Genomic DNA, 26,443 nt, shown 5'->3' with positions numbered 1-26,443 from the left:
TTGCCACGCGGCTCACTCGCCGGCCAGGCTTACCGCTCGGCGTTCATGCGCTGATAGGCGTCGAGAAGCGAGGTTTTGTACACCACGCCCGCGAGCGTCGGCTCTCGCGTGCTTTCGACCACGGGCAGGCGCTCGCCCTGGAACGACATGAAGTGCTGCAGGCCGACGGCGAGCGGCATATCGGGCGTGAGCACGTCGAACGTCGGCTTCAGGTAGTCGCGGGCGTGCTTGTTCGAGGTGTCGCGCTTTTGCAGCAAGTCCGAGGTGATGTCGGCCAGCGCAACCGCGCCGAGAAAGCGCCCCGTCTCGTCGGTCACGTAGAGGTACTTCACCGGATATTCCAGGAATACGCGCGTCATTTCCTGCACCGTGGCGCTTTCCAGCACCACAGTCTGGGCGGGGCGCACCAGCTCGCGCATCTGCGTCATGCGCAGGCGCATGCGTTCGGCTTCCTCGCGGTTGCGATGCAGCGTGATTTCGTACATCGACGCCTTGCCGATCGCGCGCGCGACGAAATACGCCACCACGCTCGAGAGCATGAGCGGGAGCACCACCTGGTAGCTCAGCGTCATCTCGAAGATCATCAGGATCGCCATGAGCGGCGCCTGGGTCGCGCCTGCGAGGAACGCGCCCATGCCCACGATCGCGTAGGCGTATGGCGCGGAGGTGCCGTCGGGCCAGAGCGCGTGCATGCCCTGGCCGAACAGGCAGCCGAGCACGGCGCCCATGAAGAGCGTTGGCGTGAATACGCCGCCCACGGCGCCGGAGCCGACCGTTGCGGCCGTCGCGATGAGCTTGAAAACGAGCACCGTCGCGAGCGCGGTCCAGGTCCAGGGCGAATGCAGGATGGAGTTCACGACGCTATAGCCGTTGCCCCACACCTCGGGCGTCCACACCGAGAGGATGCCGACCACGAGGCCGCCGAGCGCGAGTCTCACGGGCAGCGGCGCGTTGAGCCGGCCAAAGCCTTTCTTCGCGGTGTCCATCATCACGAGGAACTGCGGCGCGAGCGCGCCGCACAAGAGACCTAGCGCCACGAACAGCAGCACTTCGACGCCCGTCACGGCGGGAAACACCGGCATTTCATACGGCGGCTTGTAGCCTGCGAACTCGCGCATCGTGATGTTGGCGACCACGGAGGAGACGACGATCGGCCCGAAACTCTCCATGACGATGGCGCCGAGTACGATCTCAGTCACGAAGAAGGCGCCCGCGATGGGCGCGTTGTACGCCGAGGTGATACCCGCCGCCGCGCCGCACGCGACGAGCAGGCGCAGGCGCGACGGATCGAAGTGCACCCAGCGGCCGATCAGCGAAGCGGCGAGGGCGGCGAGTTGCACCATCGGGCCTTCGCGGCCGATCGAGCCGCCGCTGGCGATCGTGAAGAGCGATGAGAGGCTGCGCCAGATGCTCGTGCTCACGGGCATGACCCCGTCGCCGATGGCGACTGCCTCGATGTAGTCGGCGTGGATCGCCTTGGTGCCGCTGCTGGGGGCCTTGCGCCGCGCGAGCAACAGCAGGCATCCCGCGATGAAGCCGCCGACCGTTGGCATCCAGATGCGCCGGTGCCACGGCAGATGGCGCGCCATCTCGACGAGGCTGCCATCGCTGCCCGTGAAAAGCATTTGCACATGCGCGATGCCCTCGCGAAAGATCACGGTCGCAAACGCGCCCGCAACGCCCACGATGACCGACCAGATCAGCATCGTGTGGGCGTCTGACAGGCGAAAGAGATCGCGGGCGCGGGTGCGCAGTTTCAGCAGGAATGACAGCACGGCGGGCGGGTCAGGTTACGGGTGAAAGAAAGCCGCGCGTGCGCGGGGCGCGACGTGCGGCGGCAAGCATAGCGGGTGCAGTGTTGCAACGGCGCGCCGCGTGCGTGAAACAGGGCGGCGGCGGACACCTTCCACCGCCCGCGCGCAATCAGCGCACGGCCCGGTCGAGTTCGGGGTAGTGCCGGAAGATGCCCGTATCGTTGAACGGCAGCCGCCGCTCCGAGTCGAGATAGGCGGCGATATTCGGGCGCTTCGCCACGGCGTCGCGCAGCGCGACGACATGCGGATAGTGGTCCGCGAAATGCTTCGTCGCTTTCGGAAACGCGTAGCGCAGGCCCTCGACGATCTGAAACATCGAAAGATCGACATAGGTGAGCGCGTTGCCCACCATGTGGCGCGGGCCGTCGGGATTTTGCGTGAGCACGCGCTCGAAATAGCTCATGAACTTCGGCATGCGATGCGCGATGAAATCCGCCGAGCGCGCCTTCGCTGCGTCCTTCTGGTCCTCGTAGTAGAGCCCGCTCGCGATTGGGTGATGCGTGTCGTGCGCCTCGGTCACGAGGTCCGCGATCGTGAGCTGCAGGCCGTTCGCGACGAATCGCAGGCCCTCGTTGTGCGGCGCGAGCTTGAGCTTCGGGCCGAGATAGAAAAGGATGTTGGCGGTCTGCGGCACGATGAGGTCGCCGTCCTTGAGAAAGGGCGGTGCGTACGGCGGGTACGGCTCGCCGCCTTCCAGCTCGCCCATCATCGCGCCGATGCCGAGGCCGTCCTTCTTCTCGCCGCGCGCGACGTCCACGTAGGGCGCTTGCGCTTCTTCCAGCGCCAGCCGCACGAATTCGCCCCGGCCCTGCAGACCGTCCCAGTAATAGAGCTCGTATGCCATCGGTCGTCCCCTTGCGTTCACTGCCGTGCTCGCCACGGCCTGCGCGGCGGCTGCCCACGTAACGGACAGCAACGCACAGTATCGCTCGCAACCGTCGCGCCCGGTTCGCGCGTGGCGCGCGCTCGCGAGCGCGCGCGAGGCCGCCGCGCGCAGAAACGCAAAAAGCCCCGCTGCAAGCGGGGCCGGTGGCCGGGAGCGCCGGCACACAGGGGAGCGGGTCGGGGCGCGCGGCCCTCGGGCGCCGGGTCATCCGAACAGGCGCTCCACGCCCCAGGTGATCGCGAGACCGCCGCCGACCAGCCACAGGTAGATGATGAAACCGGCTGTCAGCGCCCGCGGGCCGGCCTGGCGGATCTGCGAGACGCGCGTCTCGATGCCGAGCGCCGTCATCGCCATGGTCAGCGCGAAGGTGTCGAGCGTGTTGACCGCGTGGGTGGCCGTTTCGGGTAGCACGTGGAGTGAATTCACGATCACGAGCGCAAGGAAGCCGAGCGCGAACCAGGGCACCGCGAGCTTGCGCGCGCCGCCGTGGCTGGCGTGACCGTCGGCCTGTGCCTTGCTGCGCGCCGCACGGTTGAGCCACACGCCGAGCACGAGCAGCACGGGCACGAGCAGCATCACGCGCGTCATCTTGACGATGGTCGCGATATGCGTGGCCTCCGGGCTCACGTTGCTCGCCGCGCCCACCACCTGGGCGACTTCGTGAATCGTGCCGCCAAAGAAGAGTCCGGCGCCGAGGGTATCCAGATGCAGCCACCCCGCGTTGTAGATCACCGGGTAGAGGAACATCGAAAGCGTGCCGAACAGCACGACGCTGCCCACGGCCATGGCGCTCTTGTGCGGCTTCGATTGCAGCGTGGATTCGAAGGCGAGCACGGCGGCCGCGCCGCAGATCGCGCTGCCGGCGGCCGTGAGAATGGCGGTGTCGCGGTCGAGCTTGAGGAACTTCATGCCGACCCAGGTGCCGATGACGAGCGTGCTCACGACGATCGCGACCGATTCGACGAGCCCCGGCACGCCGACCTGAGCGATTTCCTGCAGGCTCACGCGCAGCCCGAAGAACGCCACCGCGATGCGCAGCAGCTTGCGCGCGGAGAAGTTCACGCCTGCAGCCCAGCTTTCGGGCATGCCGTCGCGCAACGCATTGCCGTAGATCGCGCCCGCGACGATGCCGACGATCAGCGGGCTCATGCCTAACCCGGCGATGGCGGGCAGCGAAGCGACGCTGGTGACGGCCGCCGCGAAGAGTGCGACGAACAGCACGCCGTTGAGCTGCCCGCGGGTGGACGGCAACGAGTGCGCAAGACTGGGTGTAGACATGACGGCCTCTCTACCGGACGAATCGGTCGAAAAATGGGGTAGCGAACAGATCGCTATCGAATGGTCTAATCCTAATTTAGATATATCGATATAAAAAATCGTGATTTGTGAAGTAATATATAGGAGAACACGATGGTTCTCCACAATGACCCCGGAACAACTGATAACTTTCGCTGCAGTCGCCGAGCACCTCAACATCAGTCGAGCCGCGCTGGCGCTGCATTTGTCGCAGCCGGCCGTTTCGGGCCAGTTGCGGCTGCTGCAGGAGGAGATCGGGGAGCCGCTTTATCAACGCGACGGCCGGGGCGTGCGCCTCACGCCCACGGGGGCACAACTCGCGGGATATGCGGCCCGCTTGCGTGACACCTGGCGCGATGCGCTCACCTACCGCGATGCGTTGCGCGGCCTCGAACGCGGCACGCTGCGCATCGGCGCAACCACCACGCCCGCGAGCTACCGGTTGCCGTATCTGGTGGCGCAATTCCACGGGCGCTATCCGCAGGTCAAGCTCGAAACATCGAGCGGGAATACGACGGACGTCGTGGGCATGCTCGGGGCGGTCGATATCGCGTTGATCGAGGGGCCGGTGGGTGAGCAGTTGCCGCCGGATACGGCTGTGCATCCGTGGCACGAGGATGAAATCGTCGCCATCGTGCCGCGCGCTCACGCGCTGGCGTCGCAGTCCGACGCGCAAGGGGAGGCGGCCGCACCGATGCCGCCCATCACGGTGGAAACGCTCGCGCAGTGGCCGCTCGTTTTGCGCGAGGATGGCTCGGGCGTGCGCCAGGTGGTCGAGCGCGCCTTCGCGCGCGCGGGCGCGCCCATGCGTGTGGCGCTCGAGATCGCGGGCGTGGAGGGCGTGAAGGAGGCGGTGCGGGCGGGCATGGGCATCGGCTTCGTCTCGGCCATGTCGATGCGCCACGAGAACGGCGCGCTGCGGCAGATCAGCCTTGGCCCCGAACCGCTGGCGCGGCGGTTCTCGATTCTGGTGCCGCACGCGGGCGCGGCTTCGCGCGTCGCACAGCGCTTTCTGGAACTGTGCCTCGCCGATGCTCCCGGCGCTTGATTCACCTGACCCAACTGACCCAGGGCAATCCAGAATGGCGGCCTGAGCGGCTAGCGCGCACTATCCGCCCTAATCAACCGGCGCGCAGGCGCTTTTTTTCGGGCTCGATTTGGAACCGGTTCCAAGAAACCGAGGAAGAGCCAGCAAGAGCGAAGCGCGCGGTGACAGGCAACAGGAAGACGGCAATGGCGGAAGTAGCAATCGTGGCGAGCGCGTTTGGCGCGCAGGCAATTTGGCGTGACGGTCATGCGGCGTGGAGCCGCCCAGCGCGGCGCGCGGGCGCACAGGCGTTCGAGGTGCGGCGCGAGTTGATGCACGATGCCGACGCGCAGCCCGATGCGCTGCGCGCGCTCGGAACGGCGCTTGCGGGCGAGGGTTTGTGGCGCGTCTGGTCCACGCCGGACGCGCTGTATGGCGAGGATGGCGCGCTCGACGAGGCGGCGCTTTCCTGCGCGGTCGCCGCGGGCCGCGCGCTTGGCGCGCGTTTCGTGAAGCTGCAACTCGGCGGTTTCGCAGGCGACGCCAGCGCGGTGCGCCTCGCGAGCCTGCTCGAAGAATTGGGCGCGCGCACGGGCAGGACGGATGAAAGGGATAAAGCGAGCAAAGGCCCTCGCGTTGTCGTCGAGAACGGGCAGCTCGAGCAGGGCGGCAAGCTCGATCAGTTCATCGACCTCTTCAACGCGTTGCGCGACGGCGGTGCAGCGGGTGTGATCGGCATGACATTCGACATCGGCAACTGGCAATGGCCGGGCGAGCCACCGCTGCTCGCCGCCGCCGCGCTCGCGCCGTACGTCGAATACATCCATTGCAAGGCCGTGGTCGGCGAGGGCGCACGCCGCTTCGCCGTGGCGCCAGGCGACGACGACACCCTGTGCCGCGCCGCACTCGCGCTGCTGCCGACGCACGTGCCGCGCGGCATCGAGTTTCCGTTCGACCCGGCGCGCGTGGAAGACGACGCCGCGCATTACGTCGAGTGGCTCGCGGCCGCTTGAGCACACGTAGCCGAACCCCAGACTCCCCATACGATTCATCAGGAACGCATCTCATGACCGAAGCACTCGATGTCATCACCTACGGCGAAGCCATGGCGATGTTCGTCGCCACCGAGCCGGGGCCGCTTGCCCAGGTCGCGCATTTCACGAAGCGCGCGGCGGGCGCGGAGCTCAATGTCGCGACCGGCCTCGCGCGCCTTGGCTTCAAGGTGGGCTGGATGAGCCGCGTGGGCGCCGATTCGTTCGGCCAGTTCGTGCGCGACGTGCTTGCGCACGAAGGCATCGACGCGCGTTGCGTAAGCACCGACACGCACTTCCCGACCGGCTTCCAGCTCAAGTCGAAGAACGACGACGGGAGCGATCCGGCTGTCGAATATTTCCGCCGCGGTTCGGCGGCGAGCAAGCTTTCGGCTTGCGACTATCAGGCCGACTACGTGCTCGGCGCGCGCCATCTGCACCTGAGCGGCGTGGCGCCCGCGATCTCCTCGTCGTCGCGCGAACTGGCGTTCAAGCTTGCACACGAGATGCGCGCCGCGGGCCGCACGATCTCGTTCGACCCAAACCTGCGCCCGACGCTCTGGGGCTCGCAAGCCGAGATGGTTGGCACGCTCAACGAACTCGCGAGTTTCGCCGACTGGGTGCTGCCAGGCGTGGGCGAAGGCCGCGTGCTGACGGGCTCGGACGATCCTGAAGCCATCGCGCAGTTTTATCTTTCGCGCGGCGCGCGCGGCGTGATCGTGAAGCTCGGCGCAGAGGGCGCGTACTACGCCACAGCCGTTGGCGAGCAGGGCCGCGTCGCGGCGCAGCGCGTCGCGCGCGTGGTCGATACCGTGGGCGCGGGCGACGGCTTCGCCGTGGGCGTGGTGAGCGCGTTGCTCGAAGGGCGTGCGCTTGCGGCGGCGGTCGCTCGCGGCAACCGCATCGGCGCGCTGGCCGTGCAGGTGATCGGCGACTCGGAAGGGTTGCCGACGCGCGCGCAGCTCGACGCACTCGAAGGTCCGCAACAGCAGGCGGGCGCCGCTGCCCCTGCGGCTGTCTAGCGGAATCAGCGCGGCACAAGCACGGACCAAGCGGCGCCCGCAAAGCGAATGCGCAAGCGACGCGCCAAATGACACGGGACCAGAGGGCGGCAATACGAGGTACCAGGCAGGTACCAAGCCCCGGTTCAACTGGAGACACCGATGACCTCAACCTCGCTCGCACCGCGCCGCTGGTGGGCAATCATGCCGATCGTGTTCATCACGTACAGCCTGGCCTACCTCGACCGCGCCAACTACGGCTTTGCCTCGGCGGCGGGCATCAACCGCGATCTCGGCATCAGCCCGGGGCTCTCGTCGCTGATCGGTGCGCTGTTCTTCCTCGGCTACTTCTTCTTCCAGTTGCCGGGCGCCATGTATGCCGAGCGGCGCAGCGTGCGCACGCTCGTGTTCGTGAGCCTCGTGCTGTGGGGCGGCTGTGCCGCGCTCACGGGCGTCGTCACGAACATCCCGTCGCTCATGGCGATCCGCTTCGTGCTCGGCGTGGTCGAAGCGGCCGTGATGCCCGCCATGCTCATCTTCATCAGCAACTGGTTCACGAAGAAGGAGCGCTCGCGCGCCAACACGTTCCTCATTCTCGGCAATCCGGTCACGGTGCTGTGGATGTCGGTCGTCTCGGGCTATCTCGTGCATGCGTTCGGCTGGCGTCACATGTTCATCGCGGAAGGCGTGCCGGCTGTCGTGTGGGCCGTTTGCTGGTGGTTCCTCGTGCGCGACAAGCCCGCGCAGGTGAGCTGGCTTTCCGACGATGAAAAGCGCGCGCTCGACGCCGCGATGCGCGCCGAGCAGGCCGCCATCAAGCCGGTGCGCAACTACGCCGAGGCGTTCCGCACGCGCGCCGTGATGCTGCTTTCCGCGCAGTACTTCTGCTGGAGCATCGGCGTGTATGGCTTCGTGCTGTGGCTGCCCTCGATCGTGAAGAATGGCTCGGCGCTCGGCATGGTCGAAACGGGTTGGCTCTCCGCTGTGCCGTACCTCGCGGCGACGATCGCGATGCTCGCCGCCTCGTGGGCCTCGGACAAGCTCGACAATCGCCGCGCGTTCGTGTGGCCGTTCCTGCTGGTCGGCGCGCTGGCTTTTGCGGCCTCCTACGCGCTTGGCTCGACGCACTTCTGGATCTCCTACGCGCTGCTCGTCGTTGCCGGCGCGGCAATGTACGCGCCATATGGCCCGTTCTTCGCGATCGTGCCGGAACTGCTGCCGAAGAACGTGGCCGGCGGCGCGATGGCGCTCATCAACAGCATGGGCGCGCTCGGCTCGTTCGTCGGCTCCTATGTGGTCGGCTATCTGAATGGCGCGACGGGCTCGCCTGCGGCATCCTATGCGTTCATGAGCGTAGCGCTGCTCGTTTCGGTGGGCCTCACGCTCGCCGTCAAGCCGCAGCGCGACGCCGCCCGTGGTTATGCATCGCCGGCTCACGGAAAATAACCTCTCTTTTCTAGCGCATTTATGAAGCCGAAAATCGTTGTCTATAAAGCCTTGCCCGCCGATGTCGCCGACTACCTGCGCGAGCACGCCGAACTGATCGACGTCGATGCGGACCAGCCCGGTGCGCTCGCCGCCGCGCTAAAAGACGCGGACGGCGCGATCGGCGCGAGCGTGAAGATCACCCCGGCGATGCTGGACAGCTCGCGTGTGAGGGCGCTCTCCACGATCTCCGTGGGCTACGACCAGTTCGACGTGTCCGATCTCACGAAGCGCGGCATCGTGCTGGCCCATACGCCCGACGTGCTGACCGAATCGACGGCCGATACCGTGTTCTCGCTCATCCTCGCGAGCGCGCGCCGCGTGGTCGAACTGGCCGACTGGGTGAAGGCGGCCCACTGGAAGGGCAGCATCGGCCCGGCGCAATTCGGCGTGGACGTGCAGGGCAAAACGCTCGGCATCGTCGGGCTCGGGCGCATTGGCGGCGCCGTTGCGCGGCGCGCGGCGCTCGGCTTCAACATGAAAGTGCTCTACACGAACCGCAGTCCGAACGAAGCGGCCGAACGCGACTATGGCGCGCGCCGTGTCGAACTCGACGAACTGCTCGCAAGTTCTGACTTCGTTTGCCTCCAGGTGCCGCTCACCGACGCCACGCGACATCTGATAGGCGCAGAGCAACTGAAGAAGATGAAGAAGAGCGCGATTCTCATTAACGCTTCGCGCGGCGCGACGGTGGACGAGCCAGCGCTGATCGCGGCGCTCGAAGCGGGCACGATTCACGGCGCGGGCCTCGACGTGTTCGAGCGCGAGCCGATCGATCCCGCGTCGCCTCTCCTGCGTATGCCGAACGTGGTGGCGCTGCCGCACATCGGCTCGGGCACACACGAGACGCGCCACGCGATGGCGCGCTGCGCGGCGGAGAACCTGGTCGCGGCGCTCGCCGGCACGCTCGACGTGAACGTCGTCAACCGCGAAGTGCTCGCGCGATGAGTAGGGCTGCGGGCGGCGCGCAGAGTGCGCACAACGTCGATAACGCGGAAAAGGGCGCCGCGGCCACAGCGCCGCGCCGCGCGACCATCAGCGACGTGGCGCGTGAAGCCGGCACCGGCAAGACCAGCATCTCGCGCTATCTGAACGGCGAGTTGAGCGTGCTTTCGCCCGACCTGCGCACACGCATCGAAGCGGCGATCGAGCGGCTCGACTATCGCCCCAACCAGATGGCGCGCGGCCTCAAGCGCGGCCGCAACCGTCTGCTCGGCCTGTTGCTCGCCGATCTCGCCAATCCGTATTCGGTGGAGATCCTGCAGGGCGTGGAGGAGGCGTGTCACGCGCTCGGCTACATGCCGCTCATCTGCCACGCAGCGAACGAAATCGACATGGAGCGGCGCTATCTGCAACTGCTCACCACGTATCGGGTGGAAGGCGTGATCGTCAATGCACTCGGCGTGCGTGAATCGATGTTGAAGCCCGTGGGCAGCGGCGGCATTCCGGCCGTGCTGATCGACCGTACCGTCGACGGCCTGGATGCGGACATGGTTGGCCTCGACAATGCGGCGGCCGTGCGCCTCGGCACGGAGCATCTGCTTGCGCGCGGCTATGACGACATCGTGTTCGTCGTGCAGCCGTTCGAGCAGGTGAGTTCACGGCGCGAGCGCGAAGCGGCGTTTCGCGAGTCGATGCAGGCGACGAAGGGCGCGGCGCGTGGCCTCACGCACGTGCTCGATCTCCACGATGAAGCGGCCGTGCAAGCCGCGCTCGCGGCGCTGGACGCCCACGTGGCCCAGGCGCTCGCGCGCGATGCGCGCTGCGCGCTGTTCGCGGCCAACGCGCCGGTGGCGCTGCGCATCGCGTTGCATCTGAAGGCCGCGCTCGGCGCGCAGTGGCAGCAGCGCGTGGCGCTCGTTGCCATCGACGATCCGGAGTGGGCCGAACTTGCCGGCATCACCACGATCCGCCAGCCCACGCGCGAGATCGGCTATCGCGCGGTGGAGTTTCTGCACGAACGCATCGAAGGGGCGGCGCCCAAGGCACGCGCGGCGGCGTTCGAGGGCGAACTGGTGGTGAGGGCTTCGACGCTGGGGTGACTACGGTGCGATCCAAAGCACGTCTTTCGGGCTGACTGAGCGAGCTGACTGAGCGGGCTGACTGAGTGGCTGACTGAGCGCTCCAACGCCACGCATCCAAAGCCCGCGCGCAGCCGGGCCTGCGCGCAGGCGTGAATATCTGCGATCATTCGGGCTGCGGCGCGCGTGGGTGCGTGCCGAACGTCATAAGGAAGCTCATGTCTGTAGCCCCGATCACGCTCGTCTGCCTCTCGCTCGCGACGCTGTTCGTCGCCGCCTTGCCCGTATCGCTCTATCGCCGGCTGCGCGCGCCATTCGCGCTCGACTGGCGCGATACGATCGCGGGCGTGGCCATCTTCGCGTTCTTCGCAACCGTGATCGAACGCGCCATCAACGACTACATGCTGCACGGGAACGCCGCCACTGCACAGGTGCTCTCGAATCCCGCGTTCTTCGTGCTGTACGGCGCGCTCGCCGCGGGCGTGTGCGAGGAGGTCGGCCGCTATATCGCCATGCGGATCATCGCGCGCCGCGCCGCGCGCAAGGCCAATACCCCCGCAGACAGCGTGGCGTTCGGCTACGGCATCGGCCATGCGGGCGCCGAAGCGTGGTTCGTCGGCGTGCTCGTGCAACTGCAGTGGATCGTGTTCGCGGTGCTCGCGAATCGTGGCGATCTCGACGAGCATCTCTCCAACCTCACGATGGACTCGGTTCTGCGCGTGCATATGATTCTCGGGAGCCTCTCGCCGCTTTTCGCGGGAGTGTTCGCGCTCGAGCGGACGGCCGCATTCGTGTTCCAGATCGGGTTGTCGGTGCTGATGTGGCGCGGCGTGCGCGCGGGATGGAAGGGGATTTTGCCGCTCGCGATCCTGGTGCATGCGCTCATCGACGTGCCTGCGGCGATGTACCAGGCGCGTCTCGCGCCACTCGTCGTCGTGGATGGTTTGTATACGGTCGCGGCCCTGGCGGTCGCCGTCGTGCTATTCAGGACGTGCCGCCCGGAGCGGCGCGTCGCGCGCGCGGCGTGAGTCTGCGCGTCTCACTACTTTTTTCTGGCGTCAATGGAAGACTATCTGTTTGAATGCGCGAGCCCCGATTTCGACGAGCTCGCCCGCGTGATCGCCGACATCTTTCCCGAGCAGACGCGCTTTGCCGAAGAGCCGAACGAGAACGGCGTGCCGCAACTGGTCGTGCACTGGGTGGCGATGCGCTTCGGCTCGAAGGCGCGCCGCATGGCGCTCACGATCGCACTCGCGCCCGCCGCGCTCGCGCGCTATCGCGCGTTGCCGCCGCGGCTGCGCGGTCGCAGTTTCGCGGTGTTGCGAGCCTATGTGGAGGCAACGATCGAATCGCTCGAGGAACAGCACGCGAAGGGCGAAGACGTGTCGCGCGAGGTAACGATCGCGCTGGACGAAGAGTTTGCGTGAAGGTCTGCGTAAAGCGGTTTGCGTAAAGCGACGAAGGGCTGGGCGCATCGCGCCCGGTCAGCGTTGCCCTGAAGCTCAGCTGGCGAGCTTGTAGACCTTGGCGAAACGCGCGGCCTGCACGACGCCATAGTCGCCGGGCGCGTACTGCATGACCCAGTCGCCGGCCACGCCGCTCAGTCGGTCGCCGCCGGCCGAACGCACAAGCGTGAAAGGCTCGTCCATACGCCTTGCGAGCACGACGACCTGGCGGTTGCGATACGCGCCGGCTTCCCCGTGGGCGAGGGCGTCGCTCGCCGGCAGGTACTTCGCATCGAATCGATCGCGAGATACGACCCAGCGATCGCCGGTCGAACCGGTGATGATCGCGTCGCCAGGCGCATAACGGTTCGGGCCTTCCAGGCTGATCAGCTCGCCGGCAACGGCTGCGAACTCGACGCTCACAGTTTCGTCCTTGACTACGCGCTGGGCGGCAGGGTCGACGCGCAGGTCGAGTTGGGTCAGTTCAATCATGGCGTGAGCAGCGGACCTGCTTCCAGGAATCGGGTTCCAAAGAAGCGACGGCCGGGCGAAACTGCCCGGCCGTCGCGCGGTCCGCAAGGGTACCCTGGATCGGGCCACCGCGCACGCATGGGAGCGTGGCCCGATGGCGGGTGCGCCTTACTCCTTCTTACTGCGCGGCCGGCGTGCTGGCCGCTTCGCCCTCGCTTGGTGCTGCGTCTGCGGACGGCTTCATCTTACCCTTGTGCTTCGGCTTCATCGGCTTGCCCGACGGGCCATGCTCGCTGCCGTGGCGGAAGGTCTGGTCGGCGAGCTTCTTTTGCTCAGGCGAGAGGCTCGTATAGAGCGGCTCGAACGCCGTGACGAGCTTCTGCATGTCTTCGGCGTGCGCCTGCGAGATTTGCGCGTATTGCTTCATGTCGTCGAGCGCGTTACGCGTGCTCTCGCCTTCCATGCGCTGTTTGTAGAGGCCGGCCATGGTCTGGCCGTTGCTGCGCATGACGTCGGCGAATGTCTTCCATTGCGGCTCTTGCTCGGGCGTGATCTTGAGCTGCGTATGCAGCCACGTGATGCGCTCCTCGACACGCTGCTGATGCTGCGCGGCACGCACGTCGGCGCTCGATGCAGCCGAGGCCGCGGCGGCCGGCGCGGCGCTTTGCGCGAATGCGCCGCTCATCGAGAGCGAGGCGGCAAGGATGACGAAAGCTTTCTTCATTGTGACTCCTTGAATCATTTCGTAGCGGGTAGCACGGCCAGAATGCCTGCAGCCGATATTAGTACCACGTTCTCGCTTCACGACGCCCCGGCTGCGACACTTGCTTACAAACGAAACGCGTGGAAATACCCGTCGCGCATGGCTTGCACGCCGTGTCCGCCGCCCGGCGCGCCCAGCCACGCGCGATAATGACGCCGTTCAGACTTCTCAAAGAGACCGCCGCCCGATGAGACCTCCGCGCCTCGATCAACTCGACGACCTCGACCGCAGCCTCGTCGCGCTGCTGCAGGAAAACGCGCGCGAAAGCGTCGCGAACCTCGCGCGGCGCCTGGGTGTCGCGCGCACCACGGTGCTTGCGCGCATCGAGCGCCTGGAGCGCACGCAGGTGATTGCGGGCTACGGCGTGCGCCTCGGCCAGGACGTGCTCGACGCGAGCTTGCAGGCGTGGGTCGGGCTCATCATCGCGCCGCGCCACGGGCCCGATGTGCAAAAGCGCCTCGGCAAGATGCCCGAAGTGCAGTTGCTGTGCGCCGTGAGCGGCGAGTACGACTACGTGGCGTGGCTGCGCGCCGATTCGCCCGACCGCCTCAATGACCTGCTCGACCAGATCGGTGGCATGCCGGGCGTGGAGCGTACGACCACCTCGATCGTGCTCGCGCGCAAAGTCGATCGCGGCTCGGTGACTGGCTGAACTGCGGGCCGATTTACAGGTTGAACTGCAGGCTGGACGACGGGGCATTCTCCATCGAAATTGATCGTTTTCGTCATTTCGACGAAATCAATCGTCATAATGACGAAAATCACGGTCGAAACGCATCGTTTTGCGTCTATGAACCGTTTTTGTCTCTCCCTAGACTGTGTTTGAGCGGGCGCTGCCCATCCCCAAGCATAGAAAACCAAAGGAGATGACACATGAAAGTTGCGATTGCAGGCGCCGGCCTGATCGGCCACACCATTGCCCACATGCTGCGCGAGAGCGGCGACTACGAAGTGGCTGCTTTCGACCGCGATGCGAAGGCGCTCGAACCGCTCGCAGCGCAGGGCATCCCCACCGCGCGTGTCGATTCCGGCGACGCTGCCGCGCTGCGCGGCGCGCTCGAAGGCTACGACGTGCTCATCAACGCGCTGCCGTACTACCTGGCGGTGAACGTCGCATCGGCGGCGAAGGGCGCGGGCGTCCATTACTTCGACCTGACCGAGGACGTGCGCGCGACGCACGCGATCCGCGCCCTGGCCGAGGGCGCAGATCATGTGTTCATGCCGCAATGCGGTCTCGCGCCCGGCTTCATCGGCATTGCGGCGCATGCGCTCGCGAGCCGCTTCACCGAGATCCGCGACGTCAAGATGCGCGTGGGCGCGCTGCCGCAGTTCCCCACCAACGCGCTCAAGTACAACCTCACGTGGAGCGTGGACGGGCTCATCAACGAGTATTGCCAGCCGTGCGAAGCGATCCGCGAAGGCCGCACGCAGTGGGTGCAGCCGCTCGAAGGCCTCGAGCACTTCTCGCTCGACGGCGTGGAATACGAAGCCTTCAATACCTCGGGCGGTTTGGGCACGCTCTGCGAGACGCTTTCGGGCAAAGTCGAGTCGCTCGACTACAAGTCGGTGCGCTATCCGGGTCATCGCGCGCTCATGCAATTCCTGCTCGAAGACCTGCGCCTTTCCAGCGACCGCGATACGCTCAAGTCGATCATGCGGCGCTCGGTCCCCGCCACGGAGCAGGACGTCGTGCTCATCTTCATGACCGTTACCGGCATGCGCGACGGCAAGCTCGTACAGGAAGTGTTCACGCGCAAGATCTTCGCGAAGACGGTGTGCGGCGTGCCCATGAGCGCAATTCAGATCACCACGGCCGGCGCCATGTGCGCGGTGCTCGATTTGTTCCGCGAAAAGCGTCTGCCGCAAGCCGGGTTCGTGCGCCAGGAGCAGGTGTCGCTTCAGCAGTTCCTCGCGAACCGCTTTGGCCAGGTGTACGAAGGCGCCACGCTCGACAGCCGCGCGAAGGTGGCGGCCTGAAGTCTCACGTCGATGCCGTTGCCGATACGATGCGTTGTAACAACGCGTCGTAGTCGGCCGCGGCGGGCGCGGTGTTGTCGAAGAGGAGAAGGTCGTCGCGTTGCGCGCCCGACGGCATGAAACACCGCTGCCGGTATTCGTCCCAGTGAGCGAGCTTGTAGGCGTCGACGGGATGAGCACGCGCGACGATGCGCGCGTGCGCCGTTTCCTCGCTCGTATGCACCCACACCACGGTAAGCCCCACATCCAGACCGATGCCAAGCCAGGCGCGGTCGAACAGCTTGCGTTCGCGCACTTCGCGCGACAGCGGGCCGATCACGAGCGCACTCACGCCAAGTTCGAGGTTTTCGCGGGCGGTGTCGATGAGTCCCCGGTACTCGGGGTCGCGCAAATGCTGCAGGAAGAGCGGGCTGTCGCGATCGTTCGGGTCGTGCGTGAGCGCGCCCATCGCGGCTGCGCTATAGCCGCCGTAGAGCGTGTCCTTGTCCAGCAGGCAGAAGGGCTCGCCAGTCTCGCGGGCGAGCGGGGCGAACAGCTGTTTGGCGAGCGATGTCTTGCCGGCACCGGCGTGGCCGCAGAAGAACACCAGTCTTGTCACGGGCGGCGTGCCTCGCCGCGTGGTGTGTCGGCGTCTCCCGGCGGCGCGCTTTGCGGGCCGGCCTGTTCGGGACCGTGTCCGTTCAGGAATTTGCCGGTAGCGTCGAGCCACATCACGTTGATGATGCCAAAGCCGAGCGCAACGCCGATGCCGAGGATCCACGAGAAGTACCACATGGCCGTTGCCTCCTCTTTGTGCAGGTTGCGCGCGCTGCCGCGCATTCCCCGAAGCATATAACATCGATGATCGATCTGGCGCCCGTACGTATAGATCGATCTGGCGCCCGTACGTATATGATGGGCCCGAACCGAAGCCAGGCCGGATAAAACGAGGGGAAAGCGCCCATGCCGCTCATGCCATCGCGCAGGTCGACTGCGAGCATCGCCGCCGTCGCGGTGGTAATTGCGTTCGCACTCGGCGGCTGCGCCGAGGAGCAGGCGCCACCCATGCCTTTCAAGGCCGTGCCGGCCGAGCGCATCCTGAAGCCGGGCTATACCCAGCCCGGCGAGGGGCTCGTAGCCGTGGACGTGCGCCGCGAGCGCACCCGCAACGTCATCGTCAAATTTCGCGACGCGCCCGTGTACATCGACGGCGAGCCCGTCACCGACCTCATGGACGGCGAGCACGTCACGTTCTACCTCAAACCGGGTGTGCACCGCATTGGCGTGACGACGCAGTTCGATCCCGTGATCGAGCTGCGCTTCCTCGTGGATCCGCGCTACACCAACCGCGCGAGCGTGACATTCGACAAGAATGACCGCATCGGCATCCGCCGCGTCGCTCAGTAGGCCGGGAACCGCACAGCAGTTCGCCGCCACCGCTGCACAGCGGGCACGGGTAGTGCTCTCAGGCGCCAGTTCGGCGCGGCGAGCCGGGCGCAAGCCGCTCGGGAACCTCGTCCAGGCGTCGCGGGTCAACGGAACACCTTACACTTGGCAACCGGTGCAACTCGAAGCGGCGCGGGCGCGACCCGTCGCCCGGAAGAAAAGGAACATGCTAATCAACTGCGTCGCGTATCAAGGCGGCAAGAAACTGGCCGACGTCTCCGTCGAGGCCATCAGCGACTATCTGGCGAAGCCCGAGTGTTTCGTGTGGGTCGCGCTCAAGGATCCCGACGCCGGCGAAATGGCGGCGATGAAGGAGGAGTTCGACCTCCATGCGCTCGCCATCGAAGACGTAATGAACGGCAACCAGCGGCCGAAGATCGAGGAATACGGCGACACGCTCTTTTGCGTGCTCCACACGCTCGAACTCGACGACGACGGCGAAGTCATCACAGGGCAGGTGAACGTATTCGCCGGCCCCAATTTCGTGCTTTCGGTGCGCCACCGGGCGCAGCAGGGCTTCACCGACGTGCGCGCGCGCTGCGAGCGCGAGCCCGAATTGCTGCGCGAAGGCTCGGGCTTCGTGCTCTACGCGCTCATGGACAGCGTGGTCGACCGCTACGCGCCGGTGCTCGAAACGCTCTCTGCCGAAATCGAGGAACTGGAGGACCGCATCTTCGACAAGCACGACCTCGCGGGCTCGCGGGCGATCATCGAAGATCTGTATTCGCTCAAGCGCCGCCTCGTGATCCTCGCGCATCACGTCACACCGTTCGTGGATGCCGTCGGCAAGCTCGTGGGCGGACGCATCCCGCAAATCTGCGTGGGCATGCAAGCGTATTATCGCGACGTGTACGACCACCTCGTGCGCGTGTCCAACATGATCGACGCGCGCCGCGAAATGATCGTCACCGCCGTCCAGGTGAACCTCGGCATGATCTCCCTCGCGGAGAACGAAGTAACCAAGCGGCTCGGCGCGTTCGCTGCGTTATTCGCCGTGCCGACGATGATTGCGGGTATTTATGGTATGAACTTCGAGCATATTCCGGAGCTACATTTCAGGTTCGGCTACCAGATCTGTCTCGGCGCCATGCTCCTGCTCGACATCTTCCTGTTTTTCCTGTTTCGCCGTATCAACTGGCTCTGAGGTGGGGCGGCCGAGTTTCGGGCTGTTGCGCTGCCGCATCGGCACCCGAAGTTGGCACCTCGAGTTGGCGCCTGAGTTGACATCATTCAGCGCCTGCGCCGAGAATGGGCCGGCAGAAAACGTTTGCGCATAACCAGAAAGCAGGGCCCAGCCGGGCCCGACAAACCGGAGACTCCCAGAAATGAACTCCCGCATTCGCCGCCGCATCCTCCTCGCCGCCAGCGCGCTCGCCACAACCGCCGTGACAGGCGCCTTGCCGCTCGCGGCCCGCGCGCAGGCGCCTCACAAGCCGAAGGTCGCGCTCGTCATGAAGTCGCTCGCCAACGAGTTCTTCCTCACCATGGAGACCGGCGCGAAGGACTACCAGAAGCACAACGCCTCCGAGTTCGATCTCATCACCAACGGCATCAAGAACGAGACCGACACCGCTGCGCAAATCCAGATCGTCGAGCAGATGATCGTCTCCAAGGTCGACGCCATCGTGCTCGCGCCCGCCGACTCCAAGGCGCTCGTGCCCGTCGTGAAGAAGGCCGTGGACGCGGGCATCATCGTCGTGAACATCGACAACAAGCTCGACGCCGATGTGCTCAAGTCCAAGGACCTGAACGTCCCGTTCGTAGGCCCCGACAACCGCAAGGGCGCGCGCCTCGTGGGCGACTACCTCGCCAAGCGCCTGAAGTCGGGCGACCCGGTGGGCATTGTCGAGGGTGTTTCCACCACGACCAACGCGCAGCAGCGCACCGCGGGCTTCAAGGACGCGATGGATGCCGTGGGCGCGAAGATCGTCTCGACGCAGTCGGGCGAATGGGAGATCGACAAGGGCAACGCCGTCGCCGCCGCGATACTCAACGAATACCCCGACATCAAGGCGCTCCTGTGCGGCAACGACAACATGGCGATCGGCGCCGTGTCGGCTGTGCGCGCGGCGGGCAAGCAGGGCAAGGTCTACGTGGTCGGCTACGACAACATCGACGCTATCAAGCCGATGCTCAAGGACGGCCGCGTGCTCGCCACCGCCGACCAGTATGCGGCGAAGCAGGCCGTGTTCGGCATCGACACCGCCTTGAAGGCGCTCAAGGAGCACAAGAAGCAGTCGGAGCTGTCGGGCATCGTCGAAACGCCCGTGGTGCTCGTCACGAAGTAAGCGGCGCGACGCCCGCCGTGGCCGGCCGGGCCACCGACCCGCGCCGCCGCGGCGGTATTTGTTCACTTAACTCAATAAACGCTCAAGAATCTCGCCGCGCGGCCGTTATTTGTACCGGGATGGCCGCATGGGCGGCCGTCTTCCGCCGGGTGGGGAATCGCTGCCTGGCGCGCCGTCCGACGCCGCTCTACCGGAGCGCGCCGCGGCGGCGCAGACCCGCAGTATCCGGGCCGCTCCTCACCGGTTGAACCCGGCGGCGCGGCGCGCGACTACAGGATCGTGATGGATGAAAATGTCCCCGACGTAGCGTCACCTGCGCCCGCCGTGCTTACGGTCACGGGCGTGGGGAAGACCTACGAGCAGCCGGTGCTCGCCGACGTCAGCCTCGCGCTGCACGCCGGCGAAGTGCTTGCGCTCACGGGGGAAAACGGCGCGGGCAAGAGCACGCTCTCGAAGATCGTGAGCGGCCTGACGGCACGGAGCGCGGGCAGCATGTCACTGATGGGCCGCCCCTACGCCCCGGCGAGCCGCCGCGAAGCCGAGGCGCTCGGCGTGCGCATGGTCATGCAGGAGCTGAACCTGCTGCCCACGCTGAGTGTCGCGGAGAATCTTTTTCTGGACCGCCTGCCGCAGTCGGGGCCGCTGCGGTTCGGCTGGATCGATCGCAAGCGCCTGCGTGAAAACGCGCGGGCCGCGATGGCGCAGGTCGGGCTCGAGGCGATCGACCCCGACACGCCGGTGGGGGAGCTTGGCATTGGGCATCAGCAGCTCGTGGAGATCGCGCGCAACCTGATCGGGAGCGTCGATGGTGCCGGCGGCCCCGAAGGTCGGAATCGCAGCGACATGCGCGTGCTGATCCTCGACGAGCCCACCGCCATGCTCACGGCTCGCGAGGTCGAGTTGCTGTTCGAGCAGATCGCGCGCCTGAAGGCACGCGGCGTGGCGCTCGTCTACATCTCGCACCGGCTCGAAGAACTCGAGCGCATTGCGCAGCGCGTCGCGGTACTGCGCGACGGCAAGCTCGTGCGCGTGGACGCCATGGCGAACCTCACGCCCGAGCGTATCGTCGCGCTGATGGTGGGGCGCGAGCTTGGCGAGCGCATCGATCTAGGGCAGCGGCGTATCGCTGCGACGCTTTTGAAGGTGGAAGGACTCACGCGCGCGAAGGCCGTGCGCGACGTGTCGTTCGAGGTGCGCGCGGGCGAGATTTTCGGTGTTTCGGGGCTGATCGGCGCAGGCAGGACGGAGCTGATGCGGCTCATCTACGGCGCAGACCGCATGGAGCGCGGCACGGTGGCGCTGGCGCCCACGCCGGGCGCGGCGCCGGAGCCAGTGCAGATCGGCTCGCCCGCCGACGCGGTACGCCTTGGCATCGCGCTCATCACCGAAGACCGCAAGGGCGAAGGGCTGCTGTTGCCGCAGCCGCTCGCCGCGAACGTAACGCTTGGCAACGTGGGCGCGGTGTCGCGCTACGGCGTCGTGGACGTGGCGCGCGAGAACACGCTCGCGCGCACGCAGATCGACGCACTGCACATCCGCACGTCCGGGCCCGCACAGCCGGTGGGCGAGCTTTCGGGCGGCAACCAGCAGAAGGTCGTGATCGGCCGCTGGCTCGCGCGCGACATCACGCAGCCAATGCGCGTCGTGCTGTTCGACGAGCCCACGCGCGGGATCGACGTCGGCGCGAAGTTCGACATCTACGCGCTGATGGGCGCACTCGCGCGCGAAGGCCGGGCGCTCGTGGTGGTGTCGAGCGACTTGCGAGAGCTGATGCTGATCTGCGACCGCATCGGCGTGATGTCGGCGGGGAAGATGACGGCGATCTACGGTCGCGATGAATGGAGCCAGGACAAGCTGCTGGCCGCCGCGTTCGCGGGACTGCGCGCCGAGGATGCGCTCGTTGCCGACGCGGCCGATCTGCCCGATGTGGGTGATGTGCCGGCACACGTAACAACGCGCAAGTTGCAGGAACGAAACGACGACCCACGAGGGAGCGCTTCATGACGAACGACCCGTTGCGCGGGCAACCGTCGCCCCAGGGTGACGAAAATGTTGGGCGAACCAGTTCGGCCAAAATCGTGCCGACCGCTGCGCCAGAGTCGGCGCCGCATGGGGTGCCGGCGAGCGGCAAACCCGTGGGTACGCGCTTTGGCTTGTCGAACTACCTGGGCCTCGCGCTCGCGCTGATCGCGATGATCGTGTTGTTCTCGCTGCTGAGTTCGCACTTCCTCACGTACGATACGTTCAGCACGATCGCGAACCAGATTCCCGATCTCGTGGTGATGGCCGTGGGCATGACCTTCGTGCTGATCATCGCGGGCATCGACCTGTCGGTGGGTTCGGTGCTCGCGCTCGGTGCTTCGGTGGTGAGCGTGGCGGCGCTCAAGTGGGGTTGGGGCGCGCTGCCGGCGGCGCTGCTCGGTCTTATCGCCGCGGCGGCCACGGGCACGCTCACGGGCGCGGTGACGGTGGGTTGGCGCATCCCGTCGTTCATCGTCTCGCTCGGCGTGCTCGAGGCGGCGCGCGGGCTTGCGTACCAGATGACGAATTCGCGCACCGCGTATATCGGCGACGCGTTCGACTTTCTCTCGAACCCGATCGCATTCGGCATTTCGCCGGCGTTCCTGGTCGCCGTGGCAGTGATGGTGATCGCACAGCTGACGCTTACGCGCACGGTATTCGGACGCTATCTGATTGGTATCGGTACCAACGAGGAGGCGGTGCGGTTGGCGGGCGTCGATCCGCGGCCGTACAAGGTAATCGTGTTCGCGCTGATGGGCGCGCTTTCGGGGCTCGCGGCGCTCTTTCAGATCTCGCGCCTCGAAGCCGCCGATCCGAACGCGGGTGTCGGGCTGGAACTGCAGGTGATCGCGGCCGTGGTGATCGGCGGCACGAGCCTGATGGGCGGGCGCGGCTCGGTCATCAGCACGTTCTTCGGCGTGCTGATCATCTCGGTGCTGGCCGCGGGGCTCGCGCAGATCGGCGCGAACGAGCCCACCAAACGCATTATCACCGGCGCGGTGATCGTCGTGGCGGTCGTGCTCGACACGTACCGCAGCAGGCGAAGTCGTAGAGGCAACAGGACATAACAAATTTTTCGAGGGCGCGGTCCGCAACGCAGCGCGGGCCGGCGGAAATGACCGGGGAAGCGACGCCAGACCATACCAACAACGGGCGCGCAGAGAGCCGGCAGCAACAGGCAGCAAAAAAGCAGGAGCAACATAAATATGGCGACGATCAAAGATGTGGCCGCCGTGGCGGGGGTGTCTTTCACGACGGTGTCGCATGTGGTGAACAATTCGCGTCCGGTGTCGGCGGATGTGCGGGCCAAGGTCGAGCGTGCTATCCGCGACCTGAACTACGTGCCGTCGGCGGTGGCGCGCTCGCTCAAGGCGCGCGCCACGGCGACCGTGGGGCTGCTCGTGCCGAACGGCACGAACCCGTATTTCGCGGAGCTTGCGCGCGGCGTCGAGGACGCCTGCGCGCGCAAGGGCTACTGCGTGATCTTCTGCAACTCCGACGACGACCCGGCCAAGCAGCGCAGCTATCTGCGCGTGCTGCAGGAAAAGCGCATCGACGGCCTCATCGTCGCCTCGGCCGGTGACGACGCCGTGCTGGCTTCGACGCTCGCCGACACCCGCGAGCCGATCGTCGTCATCGACCGCAACATCGAAGGGCTCGACGCCGATCTCGTGCAGATCGACCACGAGCGCGGCGCGTGGCTCGCCACGCGGCATTTGCTCGAGCTCGGCCACTCGCGCATCGGCTGCATCACCGGGCCGGTCACGACCGCGGTGAGCGCGATGCGCATGCACGGCTTCCTGCGCGCCATGTCGGAGCGCGGCGTAGAGATCGCGCCGGGTGCGATCGTCGAAAGCGACTTTTCCGGTGCGGGCGGCTACCGCGCGGCGGCGCAACTGTTCGACAGCGTGCGGCCGACAGCGATCTTCGCCGGCAACGACATGATGGGCATCGGCGCCTTGCGCGCGGCCGCCGAGCGCGGGTTGCGCGTACCCGGCGACTGTTCGATCATCGGCTTCGACGATATCGAGCTTGGCAACTTCACGTGGCCGGCGCTCTCGACCGTCGGGCAACCGGCGCGCGCGCTCGGCGACATGGCGGCGCTCACGCTGATCGAGCGCATCGCGAACACGCGCGAGGAAGGCGCGAAGGCGAGGCGCCGTGTGATGCCGCCTACGCTCTTTGCCCGCGAATCGACGGGGCCCTTGGGCGGCGCGGAGGAATACACGCCGCTCGCGGCCTGAGGCAGGACAGCCGCATCTGAGACGCGCAAGCCACCATCAAGGAGGCATCGTGACGACTGACGCAGCAAAGCCGACCGACGCGCGCGCTCGCGTGGCCGTGGTCGGCAGCCTGAATATGGATCTCGTCGCGCGTGCGCCGCGCCTGCCTGCTCCCGGCGAGACGCTTGCGGGTAGTGCGTTTGCGCAGGTGCCGGGTGGCAAGGGCGGGAATCAGGCGGTGGCCGCGGCGCGCCTGGGTGCGCAGGTGGCCATGGTCGGCCGGGTAGGCGCCGACAGCAACGGTGAAACATTGCGCGCGGGATTGGTGACAGAGGGGATCGACTGCAACGCGCTCGAAACGTCGGCGGCCGCGCCGACCGGCGTGGCGCTGATCATCGTCGACGACGCGAGCCAGAACGCCATCGTCATCGTGGCGGGCAGCAACGGCGAAGTCACGCCAGAGACGATCGCGCGTCACGAGGCCGTGCTCGCGCAGGCCGACGTTGTGGTTTGCCAGCTCGAAACACCCACGGACGCCGTGGCGGCCGCGCTCACGGCCGCACGGCGCCTGCGCAAGATCACCATCCTCAATCCCGCGCCTGCTACGGGGCCGCTGCCCGCGCAGTGGCTGGCGCTCATCGACTACCTCGTGCCGAACGAGCTGGAGGCGGCGACACTCACCGGCTTGCCCGCGAGCACGCCCGAAGAGGCCGCGCGCGCGGCGTTGGCGCTGCGCGAGGCGGGCGCGCGCAACGTGCTGGTGACGCTCGGTGCGCAGGGCGTATGCGCGCTGCTAGACGGCGCCGCGCCAGCCCATCTGCCCGCGCCGCGCGTGAATGCCGTGGACACGACGGCGGCCGGCGACACCTTCATCGGCGCATTGGCCGCGCGCCTTGCCGCCGGCGCGCCTGCGCTCGAAGCCATTGCGTTCGCGCTGCACGCGGCGTCGGTTTCCGTCACGCGCGCGGGCGCGCAACCTTCCATTCCGACGCTCGCCGAACTCGCGGGCTGAGCGCATTTGCACGTCTTGCGGACATAGCCGGCCGAAGCGCCGGTTATTCGTCCTGCTCATGGATGATTTCGGTCAATACTTCATACCATATACAAATTTCAAGACCATGAAAGCCCGTGCCGTAAACGCGTATTAGAGCGGCAACTCTATGTCGGGCGCTGGGCCCGACCACACTACAAGCGTTGGGGGAGTCATGGGCAAGGGCATCAGTATCAAGGCGCGCATCGGCATCACAATGGGCTTTCTGGCGACGCTGATTGTCGCGATCAGTGCGGTCGGGTTGCTCGGTCTCACGCGTTCGAACGACGCGTATCGCGAGACCTTCACCGACCAGATGCCCAGTTCGCACGCGGTCAACCTGGCTGAGATCTATGCGGCGCGCGAGCGTCTCGCGCTCGACCGGGCCGCCTTCGAACTAGGTACGCCCGACGCGGCCGCGACGATCGAGCGTGCGCACATGTTGCGCGGCGTCTCGGACGACTTCTGGAAGAAGTACATGGCCTTGTCGCATGACGACCAGGAAGCGCGCCTCGCTCAGGACGTCGCTGCCCGGCGCGACGCCCTGCACCAGATTGCGGATCAGTTCTCGACAACCGTTCAGTCGGGCGACCAGGCGAAGGTCACGGCGGGCGCCAAAGCGCTCAAGGAAGCCTACGACGAGCTCTCGAAGGCCGACGCCGTGCTCGACAAGTTCCAGATGACGCAAGCGCAGCAGGGCTTCGACGACGCGCAGGCCGCGTTCTCGCAACTGCGCATCGCGTGCGTCGCGGCGCTGCTGGTGGGCATCGGCGCTGCTGCGTATTCGTTCTTCTCGCTGCGCCGCGCCATCGCCGAGCCGCTCGGCGAGGCGCTCGGCGCCTTCCATGCGATCGCCGCGGGCGATCTGCGCCGGCCCGTGGTCGTGCGCCGCAACGACGAGATGGGCGAACTCCTTGGCGGTGTCGCGCAGATGCAGCGCAGCCTCACCGAAACGGTGCGCTCGGTACGCTCGGGCACCGAATCGATCGCTACGGCCACGCGCGAGATTGCCGCGGGAAATCTCGACCTCTCGTCGCGCACCGAAGAGCAGGCCTCGGCGCTCCAGGAGACGGCCTCGAGTATGGAACAGCTCACGGGCACCGTGAAGCAGAACGCCGACAACGCTCGCCAGGCCAGCGCGCTTGCCGCGAACGCCTCGGAAATCGCCAACAAGGGCAGCTCGGTCGTCAATCAGGTGGTCGGCACGATGGGCGACATCAACGACAGTTCCGCGAAGATCGCCGACATCATCACGATCATCGAGGGGATCGCGTTCCAGACCAACATCCTCGCGCTCAATGCGGCCGTCGAAGCGGCGCGCGCGGGCGAGGAGGGGCGCGGCTTCGCCGTGGTGGCGGGCGAGGTGCGCAGCCTGGCGCAGCGCTCGTCGGCGGCGGCCAAGGAGATCAAGGGGCTCATCGATACCTCGGTCGAGCGCGTGCAGGCGGGGTCGGCGCTCGTCGACGAGGCAGGGCGCACGATGACAGAGATCATCGCCGCGGTGCAGCGCGTGACCGACATCATGGGTGAGATCGCGGCGGCCTCGCAGGAGCAGTCGGGCGGCATCGACCAGGTCGCGCGCGCGGTCACGCAGATGGACGAGGTGACCCAGCAGAACGCGGCGCTCGTCGAGGAGGCGGCGGCCGCGGCGCAGTCGCTCGAGGACCAGGCGGGACGCCTGCGCGAGGCTGTCGCGGTGTTCAGCCTCGACGACGCAGCGCTCGGGGCGGCGCCGGCGCAGACGGCGCGGGCAGCCGCCAGGGCGGCTTCTGTCTCCCGTCCTGTTTCGCGCCCGGCATCGGCCGCAGGGGCTTCTGCCGCCGCGGCAAAGCGCGCGCCGCGTAGCACTCCCGCTGCCGCCCCGAGCGCACCCGTGAGCGCGGTGGCGTCGGGCACGGGTTCGAACGGCGACTGGCAGACCTTCTAACGCTGTTCTTATCAGGAACGCGGGCCGTCCCCGCGCTTGAGAGCCAGCCGCTGCGTCGCAGCGGCTTTTTTTTCGCCTTTGACCCCGATGTGCGGCCCCGCCGTGCGCCACGTGCGCGCCGTTACGGTACATTGTCAGCCGTGTCATCTGCGCGGCCAGGTCGGCGCGCTACACTGCGGCGCCCAGCGGTGTCCATGAGCGGCATCGCGTTACGCTGGACGGTTCAACCCGCGCACAGGCACGCGCGCGGACCGCACGGGGTGGCGCCGCAAGGCAAGGTACCCGCGCCGCAGGGCAAGGGAGGGCGCACAG

At 66.8% G+C, this 26,443-nt stretch carries 25 protein-coding genes; 18 read left to right on the top strand and 7 right to left on the bottom strand.

The genetic code is table 11. The features are described from left to right. Positions 1-29: 29 nt before the first annotated feature. The 3 genes from JMY28_RS16965 to JMY28_RS16955 all read right to left on the bottom strand — a co-directional run bounded on the left by JMY28_RS16965 (position 30) and on the right by JMY28_RS16955 (position 3,978). Positions 30-1,775 carry a ClcB-like voltage-gated chloride channel protein gene (locus tag JMY28_RS16965; protein WP_201697087.1) on the bottom strand — a complete coding sequence of 582 codons (1,746 nt, stop codon included), beginning with the start codon at positions 1,773-1,775 and terminating at the stop codon, positions 30-32. A gap of 148 nt (positions 1,776-1,923) precedes the next feature. Next, positions 1,924-2,658, bottom strand: a complete 735-nt coding sequence (locus JMY28_RS16960) for a glutathione S-transferase (protein WP_201697086.1) — start codon at positions 2,656-2,658, stop codon at positions 1,924-1,926. Between the two features lie 246 nt (positions 2,659-2,904). After that, positions 2,905-3,978 (bottom strand): YeiH family protein, encoded by a 1,074-nt coding sequence (locus JMY28_RS16955; RefSeq protein WP_201697085.1) that lies wholly within the window; start codon positions 3,976-3,978, stop codon positions 2,905-2,907. A 145-nt stretch (positions 3,979-4,123) separates the two neighbouring features. On the opposite strand from JMY28_RS16955, the gene JMY28_RS16950 reads away from it, so the two are divergent. The 8 genes from JMY28_RS16950 to JMY28_RS16915 all read left to right on the top strand — a co-directional run bounded on the left by JMY28_RS16950 (position 4,124) and on the right by JMY28_RS16915 (position 11,988). Then, entirely contained in the window at positions 4,124-5,044 is a 921-nt protein-coding gene (locus JMY28_RS16950) for a LysR family transcriptional regulator (RefSeq protein ID WP_201697084.1), read from the top strand. A gap of 185 nt (positions 5,045-5,229) precedes the next feature. After that, entirely contained in the window at positions 5,230-6,036 is an 807-nt protein-coding gene (locus JMY28_RS16945; RefSeq protein WP_201697083.1) for a TIM barrel protein, read from the top strand. A gap of 53 nt (positions 6,037-6,089) precedes the next feature. Then, a complete protein-coding gene (locus JMY28_RS16940; RefSeq protein WP_201697082.1) occupies positions 6,090-7,076 on the top strand; it encodes a sugar kinase in 987 nt (328 codons plus the stop codon). A 141-nt stretch (positions 7,077-7,217) separates the two neighbouring features. Next, positions 7,218-8,501 (top strand): MFS transporter, encoded by a 1,284-nt coding sequence (locus JMY28_RS16935; RefSeq protein WP_201697081.1) that lies wholly within the window; start codon positions 7,218-7,220, stop codon positions 8,499-8,501. 21 nt (positions 8,502-8,522) lie between these two features. Further along, positions 8,523-9,488, top strand: coding sequence for a 2-hydroxyacid dehydrogenase (locus JMY28_RS16930; protein ID WP_201697080.1), 966 nt, complete (start codon positions 8,523-8,525; stop codon positions 9,486-9,488). Next, entirely contained in the window at positions 9,485-10,582 is a 1,098-nt protein-coding gene (locus JMY28_RS16925) for a substrate-binding domain-containing protein (RefSeq protein WP_201697079.1), read from the top strand. The genes JMY28_RS16930 and JMY28_RS16925 overlap by 4 nt, the downstream gene beginning before the upstream one ends. 197 nt (positions 10,583-10,779) lie before the next feature. Then, on the top strand, positions 10,780-11,589 hold the full coding sequence (locus tag JMY28_RS16920; RefSeq protein WP_201697078.1) for a YhfC family intramembrane metalloprotease: 810 nt from the start codon (positions 10,780-10,782) through the stop codon (positions 11,587-11,589). 33 nt (positions 11,590-11,622) lie between these two features. Next, entirely contained in the window at positions 11,623-11,988 is a 366-nt protein-coding gene (locus JMY28_RS16915; protein ID WP_201697077.1) for a DUF3022 domain-containing protein, read from the top strand. Positions 11,989-12,063: 75 nt separating this feature from the next. Here JMY28_RS16915 and JMY28_RS16910 read toward each other — a convergent pair whose 3' ends face one another. Then, positions 12,064-12,498, bottom strand: coding sequence for a PGDYG domain-containing protein (locus tag JMY28_RS16910; protein ID WP_201697076.1), 435 nt, complete (start codon positions 12,496-12,498; stop codon positions 12,064-12,066). 157 nt (positions 12,499-12,655) lie between these two features. Continuing rightward, positions 12,656-13,201, bottom strand: a complete 546-nt coding sequence (locus tag JMY28_RS16905) for a Spy/CpxP family protein refolding chaperone (RefSeq protein ID WP_201697075.1) — start codon at positions 13,199-13,201, stop codon at positions 12,656-12,658. Positions 13,202-13,427: 226 nt separating this feature from the next. On the opposite strand from JMY28_RS16905, the gene JMY28_RS16900 reads away from it, so the two are divergent. Together JMY28_RS16900 and JMY28_RS16895 are read left to right on the top strand one after the other, a co-directional pair. After that, entirely contained in the window at positions 13,428-13,892 is a 465-nt protein-coding gene (locus JMY28_RS16900; RefSeq protein ID WP_028207862.1) for an Lrp/AsnC family transcriptional regulator, read from the top strand. A 221-nt stretch (positions 13,893-14,113) separates the two neighbouring features. Further along, a complete protein-coding gene (locus tag JMY28_RS16895) occupies positions 14,114-15,217 on the top strand; it encodes a saccharopine dehydrogenase family protein (protein WP_201697074.1) in 1,104 nt (367 codons plus the stop codon). Between the two features lie 4 nt (positions 15,218-15,221). Here the strand turns inward: JMY28_RS16895 and JMY28_RS16890 are convergent, their stop codons facing one another. After that, positions 15,222-15,815 carry an AAA family ATPase gene (locus JMY28_RS16890; RefSeq protein WP_201697073.1) on the bottom strand — a complete coding sequence of 198 codons (594 nt, stop codon included), beginning with the start codon at positions 15,813-15,815 and terminating at the stop codon, positions 15,222-15,224. Continuing rightward, a complete protein-coding gene (cydX, locus tag JMY28_RS16885) occupies positions 15,812-15,991 on the bottom strand; it encodes a cytochrome bd-I oxidase subunit CydX (RefSeq protein ID WP_201697276.1) in 180 nt (59 codons plus the stop codon). The genes JMY28_RS16890 and cydX overlap by 4 nt, the downstream gene beginning before the upstream one ends. Before the next feature lie 168 nt (positions 15,992-16,159). Here cydX and JMY28_RS16880 point away from each other — a divergent pair, with 168 nt between their 5' ends. The 8 genes from JMY28_RS16880 to JMY28_RS16845 all read left to right on the top strand — a co-directional run bounded on the left by JMY28_RS16880 (position 16,160) and on the right by JMY28_RS16845 (position 26,131). After that, a complete protein-coding gene (locus tag JMY28_RS16880; RefSeq protein ID WP_201697072.1) occupies positions 16,160-16,603 on the top strand; it encodes a hypothetical protein in 444 nt (147 codons plus the stop codon). A gap of 205 nt (positions 16,604-16,808) precedes the next feature. After that, positions 16,809-17,786, top strand: coding sequence for a magnesium/cobalt transporter CorA (gene corA / locus JMY28_RS16875; RefSeq protein WP_201697071.1), 978 nt, complete (start codon positions 16,809-16,811; stop codon positions 17,784-17,786). Positions 17,787-17,967: 181 nt separating this feature from the next. After that, positions 17,968-18,930: a sugar ABC transporter substrate-binding protein gene (locus JMY28_RS16870; RefSeq protein WP_201697070.1), complete on the top strand. Its 963-nt coding sequence runs from the start codon at positions 17,968-17,970 to the stop codon at positions 18,928-18,930. Between the two features lie 282 nt (positions 18,931-19,212). Further along, positions 19,213-20,934, top strand: a complete 1,722-nt coding sequence (locus JMY28_RS16865; RefSeq protein ID WP_201697069.1) for a sugar ABC transporter ATP-binding protein — start codon at positions 19,213-19,215, stop codon at positions 20,932-20,934. Continuing rightward, entirely contained in the window at positions 20,931-22,019 is a 1,089-nt protein-coding gene (locus JMY28_RS16860) for an ABC transporter permease (protein ID WP_236596900.1), read from the top strand. The genes JMY28_RS16865 and JMY28_RS16860 overlap by 4 nt, the downstream gene beginning before the upstream one ends. Before the next feature lie 138 nt (positions 22,020-22,157). Beyond that, positions 22,158-23,195: a LacI family DNA-binding transcriptional regulator gene (locus tag JMY28_RS16855; protein WP_201697068.1), complete on the top strand. Its 1,038-nt coding sequence runs from the start codon at positions 22,158-22,160 to the stop codon at positions 23,193-23,195. A 49-nt stretch (positions 23,196-23,244) separates the two neighbouring features. Continuing rightward, positions 23,245-24,186 (top strand): ribokinase, encoded by a 942-nt coding sequence (gene rbsK / locus JMY28_RS16850; RefSeq protein ID WP_268960643.1) that lies wholly within the window; start codon positions 23,245-23,247, stop codon positions 24,184-24,186. A 193-nt stretch (positions 24,187-24,379) separates the two neighbouring features. Then, on the top strand, positions 24,380-26,131 hold the full coding sequence (locus JMY28_RS16845) for a methyl-accepting chemotaxis protein (RefSeq protein ID WP_201697067.1): 1,752 nt from the start codon (positions 24,380-24,382) through the stop codon (positions 26,129-26,131). Positions 26,132-26,443: the final 312 nt, after the last annotated feature.

The organism is Paraburkholderia hiiakae (genome assembly GCF_904848665.1).
In the GTDB taxonomy this organism is placed as follows: Bacteria; Pseudomonadota; Gammaproteobacteria; order Burkholderiales; family Burkholderiaceae; genus Paraburkholderia; species Paraburkholderia hiiakae.
The sequence above is the reverse complement of the archived record's forward strand: the minus strand, read 5'-3'. Positions and strand labels throughout refer to the sequence as shown.

Bases quoted from the DNA above. Each gene is read 5' to 3' on its own strand.
- JMY28_RS16855 (WP_201697068.1), top strand. From the start codon at position 22,158: ATGGCGACGATCAAAGATGTGGCCGCCGTGGCGGGGGTGTCTTTCACG.
- JMY28_RS16930 (WP_201697080.1), top strand. From the start codon at position 8,523: ATGAAGCCGAAAATCGTTGTCTATAAAGCCTTGCCCGCCGATGTCGCC.
- JMY28_RS16860 (WP_236596900.1), top strand. From the start codon at position 20,931: ATGACGAACGACCCGTTGCGCGGGCAACCGTCGCCCCAGGGTGACGAA.
- JMY28_RS16910 (WP_201697076.1), bottom strand. From the start codon at position 12,498: ATGATTGAACTGACCCAACTCGACCTGCGCGTCGACCCTGCCGCCCAG.
- JMY28_RS16895 (WP_201697074.1), top strand. From the start codon at position 14,114: ATGAAAGTTGCGATTGCAGGCGCCGGCCTGATCGGCCACACCATTGCC.
- JMY28_RS16950 (WP_201697084.1), top strand. From the start codon at position 4,124: ATGACCCCGGAACAACTGATAACTTTCGCTGCAGTCGCCGAGCACCTC.
- JMY28_RS16945 (WP_201697083.1), top strand. From the start codon at position 5,230: ATGGCGGAAGTAGCAATCGTGGCGAGCGCGTTTGGCGCGCAGGCAATT.
- JMY28_RS16935 (WP_201697081.1), top strand. From the start codon at position 7,218: ATGACCTCAACCTCGCTCGCACCGCGCCGCTGGTGGGCAATCATGCCG.
- corA (WP_201697071.1), top strand. From the start codon at position 16,809: ATGCTAATCAACTGCGTCGCGTATCAAGGCGGCAAGAAACTGGCCGAC.
- JMY28_RS16870 (WP_201697070.1), top strand. From the start codon at position 17,968: ATGAACTCCCGCATTCGCCGCCGCATCCTCCTCGCCGCCAGCGCGCTC.
- JMY28_RS16905 (WP_201697075.1), bottom strand. From the start codon at position 13,201: ATGAAGAAAGCTTTCGTCATCCTTGCCGCCTCGCTCTCGATGAGCGGC.
- JMY28_RS16955 (WP_201697085.1), bottom strand. From the start codon at position 3,978: ATGTCTACACCCAGTCTTGCGCACTCGTTGCCGTCCACCCGCGGGCAG.
- JMY28_RS16915 (WP_201697077.1), top strand. From the start codon at position 11,623: ATGGAAGACTATCTGTTTGAATGCGCGAGCCCCGATTTCGACGAGCTC.
- cydX (WP_201697276.1), bottom strand. From the start codon at position 15,991: ATGTGGTACTTCTCGTGGATCCTCGGCATCGGCGTTGCGCTCGGCTTT.
- JMY28_RS16865 (WP_201697069.1), top strand. From the start codon at position 19,213: ATGGATGAAAATGTCCCCGACGTAGCGTCACCTGCGCCCGCCGTGCTT.
- JMY28_RS16960 (WP_201697086.1), bottom strand. From the start codon at position 2,658: ATGGCATACGAGCTCTATTACTGGGACGGTCTGCAGGGCCGGGGCGAA.
- JMY28_RS16880 (WP_201697072.1), top strand. From the start codon at position 16,160: ATGCCGCTCATGCCATCGCGCAGGTCGACTGCGAGCATCGCCGCCGTC.
- JMY28_RS16920 (WP_201697078.1), top strand. From the start codon at position 10,780: ATGTCTGTAGCCCCGATCACGCTCGTCTGCCTCTCGCTCGCGACGCTG.
- JMY28_RS16845 (WP_201697067.1), top strand. From the start codon at position 24,380: ATGGGCAAGGGCATCAGTATCAAGGCGCGCATCGGCATCACAATGGGC.
- JMY28_RS16900 (WP_028207862.1), top strand. From the start codon at position 13,428: ATGAGACCTCCGCGCCTCGATCAACTCGACGACCTCGACCGCAGCCTC.
- JMY28_RS16925 (WP_201697079.1), top strand. From the start codon at position 9,485: ATGAGTAGGGCTGCGGGCGGCGCGCAGAGTGCGCACAACGTCGATAAC.
- JMY28_RS16940 (WP_201697082.1), top strand. From the start codon at position 6,090: ATGACCGAAGCACTCGATGTCATCACCTACGGCGAAGCCATGGCGATG.